A 15,936-nucleotide genomic window follows, 5' to 3' on the forward strand; every position below is an offset into this window, starting at 1 on the left:
TCCTATTTCTTTGAATATAGAATACAAATAACAATCATTATCAATAAATAGAAAAAGTAGTGGAATTTATAAATATGGAAAGTCCGATTCGATTTCATCGTTCAGCGGTTGCTATCGTCGTATCCGCATTGCTCGCTGGCCACGCCAATGCGACTGAGAGCGTATCCCAACACGAAACGATTACGGTGCTAGGAGAAACATACCGAAACACCGCAACTAAAACCGTTTTAGAACCGGAGGAAACACCGCAAGCGATCACGGTAATCACTAAAGATGACATGGACCTACGCGGCGTAAACTCGGTGAGCGAAGCATTGCGTTATGCGCCTGGCGTAAATACAGAATTGCGTGGTGGTGCCGTTTCCCGACTTGACCTATTCAATATTCGTGGTTTTATTAACTACACCAACTTTTATGATGGTCTTCCTTTGCTGTACAACGGTTGGAACCTTCAACCGCAGGTCGATTCCGTTGCTCTTGAGCAAATCGAGGTTTTTAAAGGGCCAACGTCTGTTCTTTACGGCAATATTCCACCAGGAGGTATGGTCAACATTATCGCCAAGGCGCCTCAGTCAACACCCTCACACTCTGTCTCGATTAGTACTGGGACTAACAACCTAAAAGAACTGACGTTCGACACCACAGGACAAATTGGTGATTCTAATGTGGATTACCGTATCGTCGGCCTGGCAAAACAGCGAGATGGTCAAGCCGATACGTCTGAAGATGAACGTTATGTACTCGCCCCATCTTTCAATTGGCAAGCGACAGAAAGCACATTAGTGAACGTGAATGTTTACTATCAAAATGATCCATCAGCAGGTATCTACACGACTGTGCCTGCATCTGGCTCAGTGATTAAAAACCCACTTGGCTCGATGTCACCAAGCACTTATTTAGGGGATGAGGACTGGAACACTTACGAACGCGAAGTTCTGATGATGGGTTACAAAGTCCAACACGACTTTAACAACAATTGGCAATTTCTACAGAATGCCCGCTACATGACCGCCGATGCCTATCAGGAAAACACATATAACGGTGCACTTGAAGCGGATAACCGTACCGTTGGTCGAAATGCCTATTTAACCGATGAAAAGTCCAAATCCTTTGTGATTGACAACCAACTATCTGGCTACGTTAAAACAGGAAATTTTGAACATAACTTATTGTTCGGGCTTGATTATCAGTATTTAGATTCAGATGTAAAATACAAAGACACGCTTGGGTATTCGCTAACTCAGGACATTTTTAATCCTGACCACAACAGCATTGATCGTAATGCACTGAATTTCCAATACAAACAAAACTTAGATATCAAAACGAAGCAGATTGGCGTTTATTTCCAAGATCAAGTTCGTTACGACCAACTTGTAATGATTGCAGGTCTTCGTTGGGATAAATACGATTCAAATACAGACGCCGTTAGCGATTATCTAGGAACAGTATCCAAGAGCAAGGAAGAGTTAGACGATACCAACGTATCTTTCCGAGTCGGTGGTTTGTATGAGCTAGACTTTGGTCTCTCGCCATACCTTACTTACTCGGAAAGTTTTGAGCCAATTGCGGGTGCCGACTCTTCTGGTAAAGCATTTGAGCCATCAACCGGTCATCAATGGGAGTTAGGCTTTAAATACGCCCCATTATCTGGTGATATCTCAGGTAACTTAGCACTCTTCCATATTACGAAGAAAAACGCGATCTTGACCGATCCGAATAATCCTTATGCACCGAACTATCAAGCGGGCGAAGTGGTATCACAAGGTATTGAACTTGAGGCAAAATGGCAAGTTACAGCACAAGCTGATTTCACTCTAGGCTATACATATACCGATATGGAGATTACCGAGGACAGTTATTACAACCAAGAAGGTAAAACGCCGGTTTGGGTACCTGAGCAAACGGCTTCTCTATGGGCAAATTACTTCTTTGAAGGAAATCTTTCAGGCCTTCGTACCAGTGCTGGCGTTCGCTATGTCGGGGAAGCACAAATTGATGCACAGAATAGTCAAAAAGTACCGGACTACACCTTGTTTGATTTAGCAGCAAGTTACGATTTCTCAACGGTATCTGAATCAATGAAAGGGGCTAGCGTCACGCTTTCTGCAAGCAATCTATTCGATAAAGAATACTATTCTTGTTACGACAAAAATAACTGTTGGTTTGGCGCTGAGCGCTCTATCGAAGCGATGTTAGAATACAACTTCTAGCCTCTTAGAACGGAACAGCAGTAATTTGTAAAGCGATGGTTTCTAAAACAAGCCATCGCTTTTTATTTTGCATAGAGCATCAATATAAACGCTACCGTGTCACTTTTTTATAGCACCTTTCTGGCCTACCTACCGACCCATAGTTTAAATCAGCCTCTAGTTCACCAGTACTGATAAGAAACTCAAGATAACGTCTAGCGGTTGTTCGGCTCACTCCGATTTTTTCACCTGCCTCATCAGCGGTCAGCACACTGCCATTTGGGAACAACTCTCTGATCTTGTCTAGGGTTACACCATCAATCCCTTTTGGTAATCGGTTCGGCAAGTTGTCTTGATTGGCGTGAGACTGCAGCATTTTATCAACGAGGTTCTGATCCAAACTCTCTACGATGTCTAGTTGTTGGCGTTGGGACACATACTTTTTCAGTGCGGCATCTAAACGTGGAAACATCACTGGTTTTAACAGGTAATCGACAACGCCACCCCTCATCGCCTGTTGTAACGTATCGACATCCCTTGCGGCTGTAATCAAAATGACATCACACGTTTGGTTACTTGCACGCAGTGTATTTAGTATCTCAAGCCCTGTGCCATCGGGAAGATAGACATCCATCAATAGTAAATCTGGCTTAAGAATGTCGAGTTGCATTTCTGCTTCCATTCTCGTGGTCGCAATTCCAACCACTTCCAAACCTGTCAGTTGGCTTAAGTATTTGTGGTGCAGCTCAGCAATAGCCAGATCATCTTCAATGATCATTACGCGAGTCGCCATACTCATATTTGTTCTTCCTTGGGTAAGTACACCGTTATTCTTGTCCCATAATTTGTATTGGGTATCATCTCAACATGGCCGTGATATCGAGTAGCAAGCTGATTGACAAGGTGTAACCCAACACCTCGATTTTGACGAGATTTCGTCGAAACGCCTTTTGTAAATAATGTTTGTGGATCCACTGTTTTTGGGAGGCCACAGCCATGATCTATCACCTCAAGTATCACTTCATTTCCGTAATCGCTAACGGACACATCAATGTTTCTGCGTTCTGACGCAACATTTGATTCATCGCGAATTGAAGTTAACGTGGCATCGAAAGCGTTATCAATCAAATTACCCAAAATTGTGACAAGGTCTTCCGAATTTAGCCACTCAGGTAGGGGCTCCAGACGACTGCCTTCCTCAACCACCAGTTGTAAGCCTAACTCGCGAGCACGTTCAGTTTTTCCAAGCAACATACCTGCAATTAGCGGGTCCTTAACGGTATCTCTTAAAAACTCAATCATTGCTTGATAGTGTGCGGTTTCTTGTCCAATTAACTTTTGCACCGCATCAAGCTCACCCATTTGTACTAGCCCACTAATGGTGTTGAGCTTATTTCGATGCTCATGGGTTTGCGAACGTAACAAATCTGCATATTCCTTGGTTTGTGATAGCTGCTCGGTTAGATCATTAATTTCATCCCTTAAACGGAAACTCGATACCGCCCCCACGATTTTTCCATCAACATAAATTGGAGAGCGATTTGCAATCAGGCGCTTATGATTAAGGAATATTTCAATATCATGATCTTCCTGCCCGCTTTCTAATACTGTATATAGATCGCTATCACGCAGCGTGTCAGTCAAAGGTTTATTGAGCGCTGATTCTCTATCAATACCGAGAATCTGGCAGGCACTACGATTTATCGAGCGAAGTATCCCTTGGGCATCAATGCTTAACACGCCCTCTTTGATGGTGCTCATCGTCACTTCTAATTCGCCGTACAACCGCCCTATCTCTTCAGGCTCAAAGCCTAAAATGGCGCGCTGAAACTTTCTCGACGCATAATTGGATACAATGGCATTAGCGACGACAACTACGATGACCATTAAAATCAAAAAGGCCAAAAATGGTTCGATGCGGTCTTGCAGTCGGTCGAGCAAATAGCCAACCGAAACCACACCAATGATGTTCCCTTGCTCGTCAAAAATCGCAGCTTTACCACGAACTGAATAACCTAACGAGCCCTGTGCCGTCGAAACATAAGACAATCCCCGTTCTAGCGCTCGACGATTGTCGCCACCTCTCATTGGCTTGCCCAACCGCTCATCAACAGGGTGGATTAAGCGTACTCCCTTATGGTCGCCAATAACGATGAATGCAGCACCTATGGCTTCGGTTAATTCTCGAAAGCGAAGTTGGTATGGCTGGGGGTTTTGGGTTTCGATCATTTCACGAACAACCGCTGAGTCCGCTAAAAAACGGGCAACACCCAGTGCTTTTTCTCCCATTTCTTGCTCTTGATTGATTTTGAGATAAGTGAACCCCGCGGCGACAAGCAATAACAGCTCTATCAACCCCGATAGCGTCATAATAATGAGCATCCGCTTACGAAAGCTGATGGTTTTCCAACTCATTGATACATCCTTGTGATTCACTCTTGAGCGTAACGTTAACACTCAGTTAACAGCATGACGTTGTCGCGGTGATAAATCTGTGAGGAAGGCAAACAAACCGCAGAGTTTACGGTTAATTAATCGACGAGCTGAAACATAAAATTACAACCATTCACCAAATTTAGCATTCCTCTCTGATACTCAATTCCATACATAAATTGCCCTTAAAATCATGATCGCGATCACATCGATTTTAGCGGTTTTTGAGGCGTTTTTAGACTTTACAACGTATAATTTTTAATCAACGAAACCAATGAGAGTTTCGGTTTGAAAGCAGTGAAGCTGGAAGTCTATTAAAAGCTCAACATTGACGTCAGTGGTTTGGACACAAATAAAACAAAATACAAATACTGACTATATGACAAACACTTAGACACCATCTGAAAACTGGAAAACTATAAACAGAGGTGCATTTATAGTTAGAAGGAACACCAAACATGGAACGCGATACCTTTGGAATATGCCTGAATAAGGCGATGCTGTCAGAGAATATGTATTCAACATTTACACACGTCAGGGCTTATGAAAAAAACGGAGGCGGTACTTCTGATCTCAAAGTCCTGTTATCGTTCCCTCAAATGAGTGGAAAAGATCTATTGAATACGATGCGAGGTTCTCGTCAGCTAGAGTGGAGAGCGGAGTTTCACTGTCCATATACGAAATAAATTTGTAACATCTCCCGCGCCCAGCACAAATATAACTGGGCGCATACTACTGCCCAATTTTCCCTCCTACTTAACACGCAGTTACGAATCCTTTATATTAGAGCTAATACTCTACGACAAAGCAGCCATTATGAAAAAAACAGGAAAGGTTTGGATACTGGGCTTACTTAGCAGCTCGATTTCCCTTGCCTGTCATGCGGCACCGATCACTTTTGATACCGCATGGCAGCTATTGCTAGAAAACAACTATTCTCTCAAAGCTCAACGCTCAAACGTCGAGAACTACCAATACCAAGAGAGTGCCACCAGCAATCTCAACTTACCTCAGGTTACTATTGGCGCGAATTACACGCGTTTAGATACCGATATCACGCTTTCGGGAAAACAGATCCTAGACAGCACAGGAGCACACATTAACGTACCTCCTGCTTTTCAGCCTATTTTTGGTGCCTTAGCTAATACCACTTCGACCATAACCGAGCGCGATATTTTCTCTTCGTCTATTCGTGCGATTTGGCCAATTTTTACTGGTGGTCGAATTTCTGCGGCTCAATCAGCAGCAGAAGGCAAAACGGATGAGGCGAAAAGTCAGCTTCTAATGGAACAACAAGCGCGTTTTGAAGATTTATCGAAGTACTACTTTTCTGTCGTACTGGCAAAGGAAGTACTCGCAACGCGGCAAGCGGTTGAAGCAGGGCTAAAAAAGCATCGAGATTTTGCCATTAAGCTTGAAGAGCAAGGACAAATCGCGCACGTTGAGCGCCTGCAAGCCGAGGCTTCTTTAGATAAAGCATCTGTAGAAACACGTAAAGCAGCCAGCGATTTGAGTATCGCTCAGGCTGCATTAGGTAAATTACTCGCACAAGATGATGCCGTAGAGCCCGCTGAATCTTTGTTTATCAACGACAGTCTTCCCCCTCTTACTGCTTTTGTCGATCAAACGTTGCTTACCTATCCGGGGTTAGAACTTCTGAGCGCTAAACACAAACAAGCCTCTAGCTTAATCAAAGCAGAAAAAGGGAAATACTACCCTGAAGTTTATCTTTACGGCGACTACAGCTTGTATGAAGACGATTCTCTCGCAAGCCAAATGAAGCCTGACTGGTTAGTTGGTGTTGGTGTCAGCATTCCACTGATTGAATCATCAGGGCGAAGCGAAAAAGTCAAAGCCGCTCAAAGCGTCGTCTCGCAGGTCGACTCATTAAAGTCCCAAGCCAAACAAGACTTATCGCTGTTAGTCCAAAAGACATACTTGGAGGCTCAGCAAGCCATTGATGAAGTACAAGGGCTCGCATCTAGCATTGAACTCGCTAACGAAAATCTGCGCTTGCGTGAAAAAGCATTTACTCAGGGTCTGTCGTCTTCTCTGGATGTTGTGGATGCACAACTTTATGTCGCGAGTATAGAAACACAACGTTCAGCGGCGCGTTTCCGCTATTTAATATCTTTAACCAAGCTACTCGCATTGAGCAGTGAAATGAACAGCTTCGAACAATATCAAAATACCGCTTATATCCCTGCTTCAACATCCAAAGAGGTGAAATAAATCATGGCAGCTAAATCACTAAAACCCGTTTTACTCTCACTTTGTGCTTTGGGTGTTGCCTCTTGGGTTGGGTATCAATTTTACCAAGCCTATCAACCAGAACCGATCCGCTTACAGGGATTAATTGAAGCCCAGCAATACAGCATTTCCTCAAAAGTCCCAGGGCGTATTGATGAGGTCATGGTACGTAAAGGCGACGATGTAGAGAAAGGTCAGCTTATTTTTACCCTTCATAGTCCTGAAATTGAAGCGAAGTTAGAACAAGCAAAAGCAGGTGAAAAAGCGGCGGACGCCTTAGCTCAAGAAGCTGAGAAAGGCGCACGTGAGCAACAAATCCAAGCAGCAAAAGATCAGTGGATGAAAGCCAAAGCCGCTGCGAATTTAATGGAAAAAACCTACAATCGTGTGAATAACCTTTATAACGATGGCGTGGTTGCAGAACAAAAACGCGATGAAGCTTTAACTCAGTGGCAAGCAGCGAAATACACAGAAAGTGCTGCGTTTCAAATGTACGAAATGGCAAAAGAAGGCGCTAGAAGTGAAACCAAAGTGGCTGCGGCGGAAAAAGCGCGCATGGCATCAGGTGCCGTAGCCGAAGTAGAAGCGTACGCGAAAGATACTCAGATCTACAGCTGGTTTGACGGCGAAGTCTCTCAAGTTCTACTTCAAAGTGGTGAATTAGCACCTCAGGGCTTCCCGGTTGTTACTGTGATAGATACAGAAGATGCCTGGGCGACACTGAATGTGCGTGAAGATTACCTTCAACACTTTAAAAAAGGAGCAACCTTTGATGCCTATTTGCCTGCCTTAAATAAAAATGTTGAGTTCAAAGTAACGCATGTTGCCGTTATGGGTGACTTTGCAACGTGGAGAGCAACCGATGCTTCTCAAGGTTTTGATCTTCGTACCTTTGAAGTAGAAGCTCGTCCAGCTCAACCCGAACCTGAACTGCGTATGGGAATGAGTGTTGTCGTTGAACTTTAATCACAACCACTAGGTTAATGCTATGACGATTAAGATTTCACAGCGGCATATCTTACGACGAGACAAGTGGTTGCTTTCGTGCCTTACTTGGATACCGATTTTGCTCGCGATGATGATTTGGGGAGTGTTCTCTGCGGGCATTGCCCGGGATCTGCCAATCGGTGTGGTTGATCTACAACATTCCCAACTTTCTCGAAAGCTCATTCAATCTTTGGATGCGTCGTCGAGTCTGGCTGTTAACTATCACTACACCAGTGCAAGCGAAGCAAAAAATGCGATGATTGAAGGCGATATCTACGCTTACGCGGTCATCCCATCTAAGTTCGACCAAGACATTCTCCAGCACCGCCAACCTCAACTTTCTGTCTTTTACAACAGTCAGTACATTTTGGTAGCGAAACTGATCAACTCTGCTGTTGCGCAAGCACAAGGCTATTTCGACGCTCAGGTTGAAGTAATGGGCAACTTGGCTAAGGGTAACACCACAACGTTAGCAGCGGCTGGACAGGCTGTACCCGTGTCAACACAAATAACCGCATTATTTAACCGTAACAATAACTACGCACAATTTTTGGTAACGGCTATCGTGCCAGCCATTTGGCAAATATGTATTGTAGTAAGCACTATTTTGATTCTTGCCGCGCACTTTCGCATTTATGGTGGAAAGAATGGCTTTGCATTTTTGGGCGAAAAGCCATACGCCAGGCTCACTACCTTATTAAGTCGGTACATTCCGGTCTTTATGGCGCAAGGTGCGTTGTTCTTGTACTGGTTTTATTCCGTGCTTGATTGGCCAATGGAAGGCAGTTTTGTGGTTATGCTATTAGCACAATTGGCGACGGTTATCGCCTGTATCATTATGGGAGCGTTGTTCTTCTTCTTGTCGATGGATCCTGCACGTGCGATGAGTTTTGCTGGCGCATTTACGGCTCCAAGCTTCGCGTTCATGGGAATTACATTCCCAGTTTCTGACATGAACACGCTCGCTTATGCATGGCGTTCATTATTGCCGATTACCCATTACATTGAAGTGCAAGTGAGTCAAGCAAGCTATGGAGCATCGGCCGCGCAATCTTTAAGCTCGCTATGGCCTATGATTGGTTACGTTATGCCTCTGCTCATTACCGCAGCCTTGATGGGTAAACATCGAACAGCTTCATCAACACGCCAAGCGAAGGAGGCGGTATGACATTGTGGCAACTGATTAAAGCGGAACTTAAGGCCGTTCTAACCAATCCAGTCGTTACGTTGACCGTGTTTGGTGGTGTCGTATTTTACTCGTTTTTATACCCTTTGCCTTATGCACAACAAACGCCTCGTGAACAAACAATCGCGATTGTTAATCTAGATGGTAGTCAGACGAGTTTAAAGCTGGAACGTATGGTTGATGCCACCCCACAAGTCAACGTAGTCACTCGACTTCATACGATTGCCGATGCAAAGCAAGCATTTTTACAACGAGAGGTCACCGGTTTTTTAGTCATACCAGAACACTTTTACAAAGACCTAATGCTAGGTAAAAGCCCGACTCTGGCCTACGCTGCGGACGCCTCGTATTTTCTCGTGTACGGAACCGTGGTAGAAGGATTGGCCCAAGCGGGAGGCACATTAGGGGCCCAAGTGAAAGTCAGTAAAATGGTGATAGATGGTGTGCCCATGAGTATGGCTAGCCATAATTACTCTGCTATTAAGCTTAATATGAAACCGACGTTCAACCCAACCATGGGTTACATCGAATACGTAGTGCCGGCAGTATTTGTTCTGATTTTACAACAAACGTTGATCATGGCGGTTGGATTGCAAACGGGAACACAGCGTCATGGTCGTGGCTATTGGTCACAAGTATCAACGGGATCGCTGCTGCTTGCGAGAACGTTAGTATTTGTGGCAATTTATTATTTACTCGGCGCCTATTATTTTGGTTTTAGCTTCGAACGCTTAAACGTAAACCATATCGCCAATGCGGGCGAATTGCTGGCTATGTTGTTCCCGTTCTTTTTAGGTTGTTGCGGACTAGGCTTCTGGCTAGGTTACTTATTACCTCGGCGTGAACTTGTCACCTTAGTCGTCTTAGTGAGCTCTATGCCGCTCATTTTCTTGGCTGGTTTTATTTGGCCGATTGAAGCCATACCTACTCCCTTACTATGGATTGCTGATTTAAGCCCAAGCACTTGGGCGATAAAAGCTTTCTTAGCGCTAAACCAAATGGGGGCAACCTGGCAACAAGTCGCTCTACATTGGACGGCACTTTGGGCACTCACTGTGCTTTGGGGTAGCGTTGCGTACTGGATTGCTAAGCGAAGTAACAAGCCAGTTGTAACAGAGAGCTTGGGGTGACAGCTGACATTTTCTATTACTATAAAAAAAGCCGGGTAACTAAACCCGGCTGAAAATCTGCGTCCTTGCAGCGGACATATGGTAAAAACACTTTTTGCTCTGGGCTTACCCATTGAGCGAGGTTAGATTAAGCCAAAAACTATGGACTCCATACTCTCATATAGAGGGTCATATCCTTCCAATAGACATTAGTCTTCGCTAGAACGATAACGTTTTTCAGACACAAAAAAACAAGACTCACATTGAGTCTTGTTGTTGATAGGGATGAGCAGGATACATGTCGCCGCTAAGTCATATCACGGATTATTTTCTCTCGGTATTCTGTAACGACCTTCATGATTGAATTTTTTACATCACCGACTTGCTTAGAGGGTTGGCACCATAGGCCAAAACCAAACTTAAAACCTTCCAATAATTCAGAAGCTTCCACTGGCTCTATATGATTATTAGAAAACTCCGAATGGGCAAACGTTCTGGGGAGAATCGCCCATCCTAAACCTGCTTCAACCATTTTCACTACAAGGGCCAATTGGTCGACCTCTTCATGGTTCGAACTTACGATGACTTTTTCGCCCATTCCCTCTTCAATAAGAGACCGCAGTACAAATTGTTTACTATTCCTCAAGGCTGTCAATACTCGATCTGGTGCCATAGAAGCAAGTTCACCACCTTTCTGGACGAAAGGAACAAATTCAAAATGACCTAAAAACGTCGCATCCAGACTATGTATTGCTCGACTATCATGCACATTGACAATACCGAATTGATAATCACCATTCTGTAAACCCTCTTTAATTTCGTTGCGATTACGAACAAGAAAGTTAACTCGCATCATCGGAAAATCTGCTGCTAATTGAATACGAAGCAATACAAGAAAACGGTGTGGTATAGCGCTTGAATAGGCGATACTAACATTCTCTAACCCACCGTAAGCTAGACTTAATGCGACTTTATCGAAAGTACGTGCTTGTTCGATGGTTTGCTTAGCATAGTGGTAAAGAAGATGACCATCTTCTGTCGGTTCTACCGAGCGCCCCACTCGCTCAAACAGGTTGACCGCCAGTTGGTCTTCAAGATTGGTAATCACCTGCCCTATTGTGGTTCGGTGCTTATTGAGTTTGACCGCCGCCTTACTAAACGAAAGCTGTTCATAAACGGTTACGAACGCGAGAAGTTGTTCAAAACTAAAATTCATAGGTTGTGCTTACTTTTTAGAGTTATCTAATTAAATTACCACAAGATCGTAGAATTGCTACTTGGTAACGGAAACAATCTGCGTTTGAATTCCTTCTCGACGACACAAAAAAACCTACTAGCTTCAGTAGGTTTTCTCTAACTTAGTTGTACTCAACGACACGAGCTAAATAGTTGAATTCTCCTGAGTCACCATGGTAATCACGGTAGACATCGACACTGAAATATTTAGGTTGATCAGCGTAAATGTGGTCAACGACTTTTTGCTCAAGTGACTCCAACGTTTCACCGACCTGAGAGTACACGAACTGCTTGTTCACTTTTTCCAATTTACGTTGTTTCGCTTCTTTGTGTGACACATAGTTGTTGATCTCTTCCCACTTTCCCACGAACTCGACCGCCACGTAACTCGAGTTCTCGTCAATCATAATAAAGGCTGCACCTTCTTCTTTGATTGCAGACAGTTGCTGCATATCACTATCCACTTTTTGCTGGTCAAGATGGGCTCCACTTTGGGCGAATGCAGTCGCGGAAGCGGTAAGCATCATGAGTGTAAGAACGGCTTTTTTCATTGTATCGTTTTCCTGTATTAAGGGAGTTCAGTTACCCAAAGTTGCCCTTGGGTGGCTTTTTTGAATCCATATTCGTAAATCGTCAGCAAGTAGCGGTGATCGAACATATCTTTCGTTACTTTGGCGTATCTGAAATCTTGATCAATGTAGGTAAACTGCATCTCGATATCGTTGATTTCACTGATGTATTTCATTCGATAGAGATCACCACGAGTTTGCGCTAGCGTAAGGCTTGAGACACTCTTCGATACCAAGTCCAAACCTTTGTCTTTTAGTGGACGATACGGCGCTTTTAACGCACCATTGCGAATCACATCCAACTGAGGCGCTTTTTCTAACCCCAAAGCATCTGAGATTTGTTGATAGTTGAAGTTAGACGGATTAAAGAACACCTGCGCTGCGAGACCGCCATCTACGTGTAACTCCTCAAGTGTTTCTCCATCATGTTCAACATCGATAAATTGTGGAGGGAAAACACCAGGGATCGATGCGCTCGCAGCAAGCACCTTGTAAATAAGTTCAGATTTGTCCGCTAAATCACTGTTCGCAATCGCACCAATATTCCAAATCACCAGTTCGCCTGAATCAAAATGGGTACTGCCAATAAAGAGGCGTTTACCATTGCGGTGTTGCTGCGCCATCGCCTCGATCATGGGCTCAGGGTAAGCGTCTGCGATGAAATCATAGAGGTTCTCACCATCGGTAAACGCGTCCTTAAACAGGGTATTTAAGAAGTTCTTCTTACCCAAAATATTCTTATCATTGATGTTGAGCATGACTTCTTTCATCTTTGGCATCGCATCACCGCCAATGAAAACAAAAGGAGCGATTAGGGCACCCGCACTGACTCCAGTAATGATGGCATAATCTTTTAGCTCCCCCTTTTCCTGTAGCCCCATCAAAACGCCGGCCCCGTATGCGCCGTTTACGCCACCACCCGATAAGGCCAAAATATTGAGCTGTTCACCCTCTACTTTGATCGGTGTGGTTTGATTGTGCGCTGAGTAGAGAAAATCCGGCGCTTCATTGGCCCACATTCGAAGTGGCTCATTTGGTGTCGAACTCGCGATCTCGACATCTTTATAGTTGCTTTGAGAAACACGAACATCCAGCGTATGAGGTGAACTACAAGCTACTATCAACAGCGAAAGTGCAACCGTCACACCAGAGGAAATTAAACGATTCATAATCAGTCTCATTTAATGTTCTCTGGCGTATGACCAGAGACTCAGTTTGAAGTTAATTGGGTCAAAATGAAGTCCGTTTCGTTGTATGGAGTTACTATAGCTAGGCACGGCTAAACCCCATAATCGCGATTGTAGGATGCTATCCATCAAAGCAATTATGCCAAGTTTCTATATGCTAACTTTACGCTTCTCCGTTAATTAGGTACTGCGCTAAGCAATTTTCACGACGTTGAACTCATGCGTCGGTTCGACAAATTCGTATTGGGCATTGATCGTCTGTAGCTCCCATGTGCCATAGCCTTTGGTGATCTCCAATACACCGTAAACGGCGTTATGTGTATGACGAAAGGCTGCGACAGGAGACATCTTCTTCACCAAACAAGAAGTAAAAATCGCAGAAATCAAATCACCGACACCGACTGGCTGCATAGCAAATTCAACACTAGGGCGTTGGGCCAAATAGCTTGCTTTCGGCGTGGCTAAAATCATACTGAAGGCGTCATCTGTTAGTGCATGCAGGTGTTTCACCAATACCATTTTCGGTCCCAGCTCTAGGGCTTTTTTACATGCAGTGACCGCATCATAAAGAGAGTCAATTTTCACACCTGTTAACTCGCTCAGTTCAAACTGGTTAGGAACAATCACATCAGCGATGGGCAACAAGCTATGGCTTATCGCTTCTTTGACACCGTCTGCCACAATGCAACCTTTGTCTGGATCACCCATAACTGGGTCACACACATAAAGCGCGCTGTGGTTACGCGATTTGACTAAACTTACCGCTTCGGCCACCGCTCGACATTGCTCTGCGCTGCCTTGATAACCGGACAGTATCGCGCCACATTCGCCTAACTTCTCAATGTTATCTAAGCCTCTCATTAGAGAATGAATTTCATCTGCCCCAAACTTCTGTCCAGTCCAACCTTGCTGGTACTGAGTGTGATTTGAAAACTGAACCGTGTGAATTGGCCATACTTCGAGGCCCATTCTCTGCATTGGGAAGACTGCAGAACTGTTTCCGGCGTGGCCATAAACCACATGAGATTGAATAGAAATAATGCTTTTCATAAGTCACTCTTAATAGGGAAGTTTGTTAGCTTGGCGACTAAATAAACACAATGCCGCGCACTGTGCTTATTTGGTCGGAATAGCCTCGACAACGCCGAGGCTTATTCTTAATCAGGCTGGATTCATTAGCCTTTGAATTCAGCAAAGTACTCATCCAACACTTTGCGTGTTGCACGACCGATAAGCTCGTATTCGTGGTGAGTAAGGTTTGCTAGCGAAACTCGAACTGATGCATGCACTACATCGAAGCCTTGGCCTGGAAGTAGGATAACGCCGGTTTCATGTGCAAGGCGGAACAGGAAGTCTTTGCCCTTCTCGCTCGCTTTGAACCATTCAACGAATGCTGGTCCGTACAATTTGCCGCCCAGAGTGTCGAGCTCAAGCAGTGTGTAGTAGTCCACACGATCTTTGTTTTCTTCAATTTCTACACCCATGTTTTTGTACAGAGTTTTGTAACGCTCGCGAATGATGCGTTTACATGCTTCTTTGTAGTTTTTCTCTGAGTCCATCAGACAATTCAATGAGAACAGCGCCATTTGAACTTGTTGAGGAAGCGACAAACCTGCTGTGTGGTTAAGCGCTACGCTACGGCTGTCGGCAACGATACGGTCAATAAACTTGATCTCACGAGGTTCCGGAGTCAGCGTTTTGTAACGATCGTCCAACTCAAGTTGACGCACTTCAGGAAGGCTACGCATTGCATCGTCAAACACGTTGTTGTGTTGAATCGCAATCGAGCCTAAACGCCAGCCTGTTGCACCGAAGTACTTAGAGAACGAATACACACAAAGCGTGTTGTATGGCAGTTTTGCAAACAGTGAGACAAAGTCGTCCGCAAATGTGCCGTATACATCGTCAGTCACAATGAACAGGTCGCTACGTTCGTTGTTCACAAAATTTGATAGGTTATCCAGAGTCTCATCCGAGAACTTCACAGACGCTGGGTTTGCCGGGTTCACGACACAAAGCAGTTTGATGTCTCTATCTGCAAGCTTTTCGATTTCAGACATAGGCAGTTGCCATGTGGTCTCATCCAAACGTAGCTCAACGATTTCCAGTTCGTATTCACTAAGCTCTGGAATCTCTAGGTACGGCGTAAAGATTGGAGTGATTAGCGCAACCTTGTCACCTTTCTTCAACAGACCGTTGTTGAACATAGTTTGGAACGTGTACGTCATAGACGCAGTACCGCCTTCCGTTGCAAACAGATCGAAGTCTGTTGTCATTGGCATTGGGCCGTACATCTCTTCTGCAATGTATTGCTTCACAACGGTTTCGATGTTCGTCAACATACGTGGTGGCACAGGGTAGTTACATGCAAGGTATGCGTTAACCAGCTCATTCAAGAAAGCTTGTTTCTCTAGACCCAAACGGTCTTTTACGTAGCTCAGTGACTTTTCTAGGAACTGCACGCCTTGGTCTTTCTTACTGTCGTTTGCAAACGTGTCGAAGCGCTCAACAATGCCCACACCATCGGGAATGCCACCAAAACCACCATCTAGGTATGAGTAAGTGCGCTCTGCTTCCAACACTGCGAATTCACCCAAACGAATGAACGCTTTACGTGGTAGTGTCGCTAGAAAGTTAGGGTTACCACGACCAGCATCTAATAAAGCGCGGTCAGGAACAGTTTGTGCCACTTCAATAAGTTTATCTTTTAATTCAAATGGGCTTAAATCTGCAAATTTTGAAAAATCAATTGTTGTGTTTTGCGTAGTCATAATATTTACCTGAATCTAT

General features: G+C 44.4%; 13 protein-coding genes. 6 read left to right on the forward strand and 7 right to left on the reverse strand.

Annotation, left to right across the window (positions count from 1 at the left end):
* Positions 1 to 74 precede the first annotated feature (74 nt).
* Positions 75 to 2,210 carry a TonB-dependent siderophore receptor gene (locus tag R7Z10_RS10825; protein WP_318104848.1) on the forward strand — a complete coding sequence of 712 codons (2,136 nt, stop codon included), beginning with the start codon at positions 75 to 77 and terminating at the stop codon, positions 2,208 to 2,210.
* A gap of 91 nt (positions 2,211 to 2,301) precedes the next feature.
* On the opposite strand, the gene R7Z10_RS10830 is transcribed toward R7Z10_RS10825, so the two are convergent.
* Together R7Z10_RS10830 and R7Z10_RS10835 are read right to left on the reverse strand one after the other, a co-directional pair.
* Complete coding sequence (locus R7Z10_RS10830; RefSeq protein WP_167415241.1) at positions 2,302 to 2,988, reverse strand: response regulator; 687 nt, start codon at positions 2,986 to 2,988, stop codon at positions 2,302 to 2,304.
* Entirely contained in the window at positions 2,985 to 4,604 is a 1,620-nt protein-coding gene (locus R7Z10_RS10835) for a sensor histidine kinase (RefSeq protein ID WP_170890282.1), read from the reverse strand. Before R7Z10_RS10835 ends, R7Z10_RS10830 begins: the two co-directional genes overlap by 4 nt.
* Before the next feature lie 476 nt (positions 4,605 to 5,080).
* On the opposite strand from R7Z10_RS10835, the gene R7Z10_RS10840 reads away from it, so the two are divergent.
* From R7Z10_RS10840 to R7Z10_RS10860, 5 genes are all read left to right on the forward strand, one after another.
* Positions 5,081 to 5,308 carry a hypothetical protein gene (locus tag R7Z10_RS10840; protein ID WP_005377125.1) on the forward strand — a complete coding sequence of 76 codons (228 nt, stop codon included), beginning with the start codon at positions 5,081 to 5,083 and terminating at the stop codon, positions 5,306 to 5,308.
* A 130-nt stretch (positions 5,309 to 5,438) separates the two neighbouring features.
* Positions 5,439 to 6,854, forward strand: a complete 1,416-nt coding sequence (locus R7Z10_RS10845; protein ID WP_104975368.1) for a TolC family protein — start codon at positions 5,439 to 5,441, stop codon at positions 6,852 to 6,854.
* 3 nt (positions 6,855 to 6,857) lie between these two features.
* A complete protein-coding gene (locus R7Z10_RS10850) occupies positions 6,858 to 7,838 on the forward strand; it encodes an HlyD family secretion protein (RefSeq protein ID WP_005377122.1) in 981 nt (326 codons plus the stop codon).
* 22 nt (positions 7,839 to 7,860) lie between these two features.
* Positions 7,861 to 9,027, forward strand: coding sequence for an ABC transporter permease (locus R7Z10_RS10855; protein ID WP_017821358.1), 1,167 nt, complete (start codon positions 7,861 to 7,863; stop codon positions 9,025 to 9,027).
* On the forward strand, positions 9,024 to 10,175 hold the full coding sequence (locus tag R7Z10_RS10860; protein ID WP_213899516.1) for an ABC transporter permease: 1,152 nt from the start codon (positions 9,024 to 9,026) through the stop codon (positions 10,173 to 10,175). The genes R7Z10_RS10855 and R7Z10_RS10860 overlap by 4 nt, the downstream gene beginning before the upstream one ends.
* 286 nt (positions 10,176 to 10,461) lie before the next feature.
* Here the strand turns inward: R7Z10_RS10860 and R7Z10_RS10865 are convergent, their stop codons facing one another.
* The 5 genes from R7Z10_RS10865 to R7Z10_RS10885 form a co-directional block, all read right to left on the reverse strand.
* Positions 10,462 to 11,370, reverse strand: coding sequence for a LysR family transcriptional regulator (locus tag R7Z10_RS10865; RefSeq protein WP_017634569.1), 909 nt, complete (start codon positions 11,368 to 11,370; stop codon positions 10,462 to 10,464).
* A 142-nt stretch (positions 11,371 to 11,512) separates the two neighbouring features.
* Positions 11,513 to 11,941: a hypothetical protein gene (locus R7Z10_RS10870; protein WP_047102715.1), complete on the reverse strand. Its 429-nt coding sequence runs from the start codon at positions 11,939 to 11,941 to the stop codon at positions 11,513 to 11,515.
* 17 nt (positions 11,942 to 11,958) lie between these two features.
* A complete protein-coding gene (locus R7Z10_RS10875; protein WP_017634571.1) occupies positions 11,959 to 13,128 on the reverse strand; it encodes a patatin-like phospholipase family protein in 1,170 nt (389 codons plus the stop codon).
* A 210-nt stretch (positions 13,129 to 13,338) separates the two neighbouring features.
* The gene (gene pdxY, locus R7Z10_RS10880; protein WP_005377109.1) at positions 13,339 to 14,196 is read right to left on the reverse strand and encodes a pyridoxal kinase PdxY; all 858 of its coding nucleotides are present in this window, start codon (positions 14,194 to 14,196) and stop codon (positions 13,339 to 13,341) included.
* 125 nt (positions 14,197 to 14,321) lie between these two features.
* Positions 14,322 to 15,917 carry a bifunctional aspartate transaminase/aspartate 4-decarboxylase gene (locus R7Z10_RS10885; RefSeq protein ID WP_318104850.1) on the reverse strand — a complete coding sequence of 532 codons (1,596 nt, stop codon included), beginning with the start codon at positions 15,915 to 15,917 and terminating at the stop codon, positions 14,322 to 14,324.
* Positions 15,918 to 15,936 lie beyond the last annotated feature (19 nt).

It is taken from the genome of Vibrio sp. Vb1018 (assembly GCF_033338775.1).
GTDB lineage: Bacteria > Pseudomonadota > Gammaproteobacteria > Enterobacterales > Vibrionaceae > Vibrio > Vibrio alginolyticus.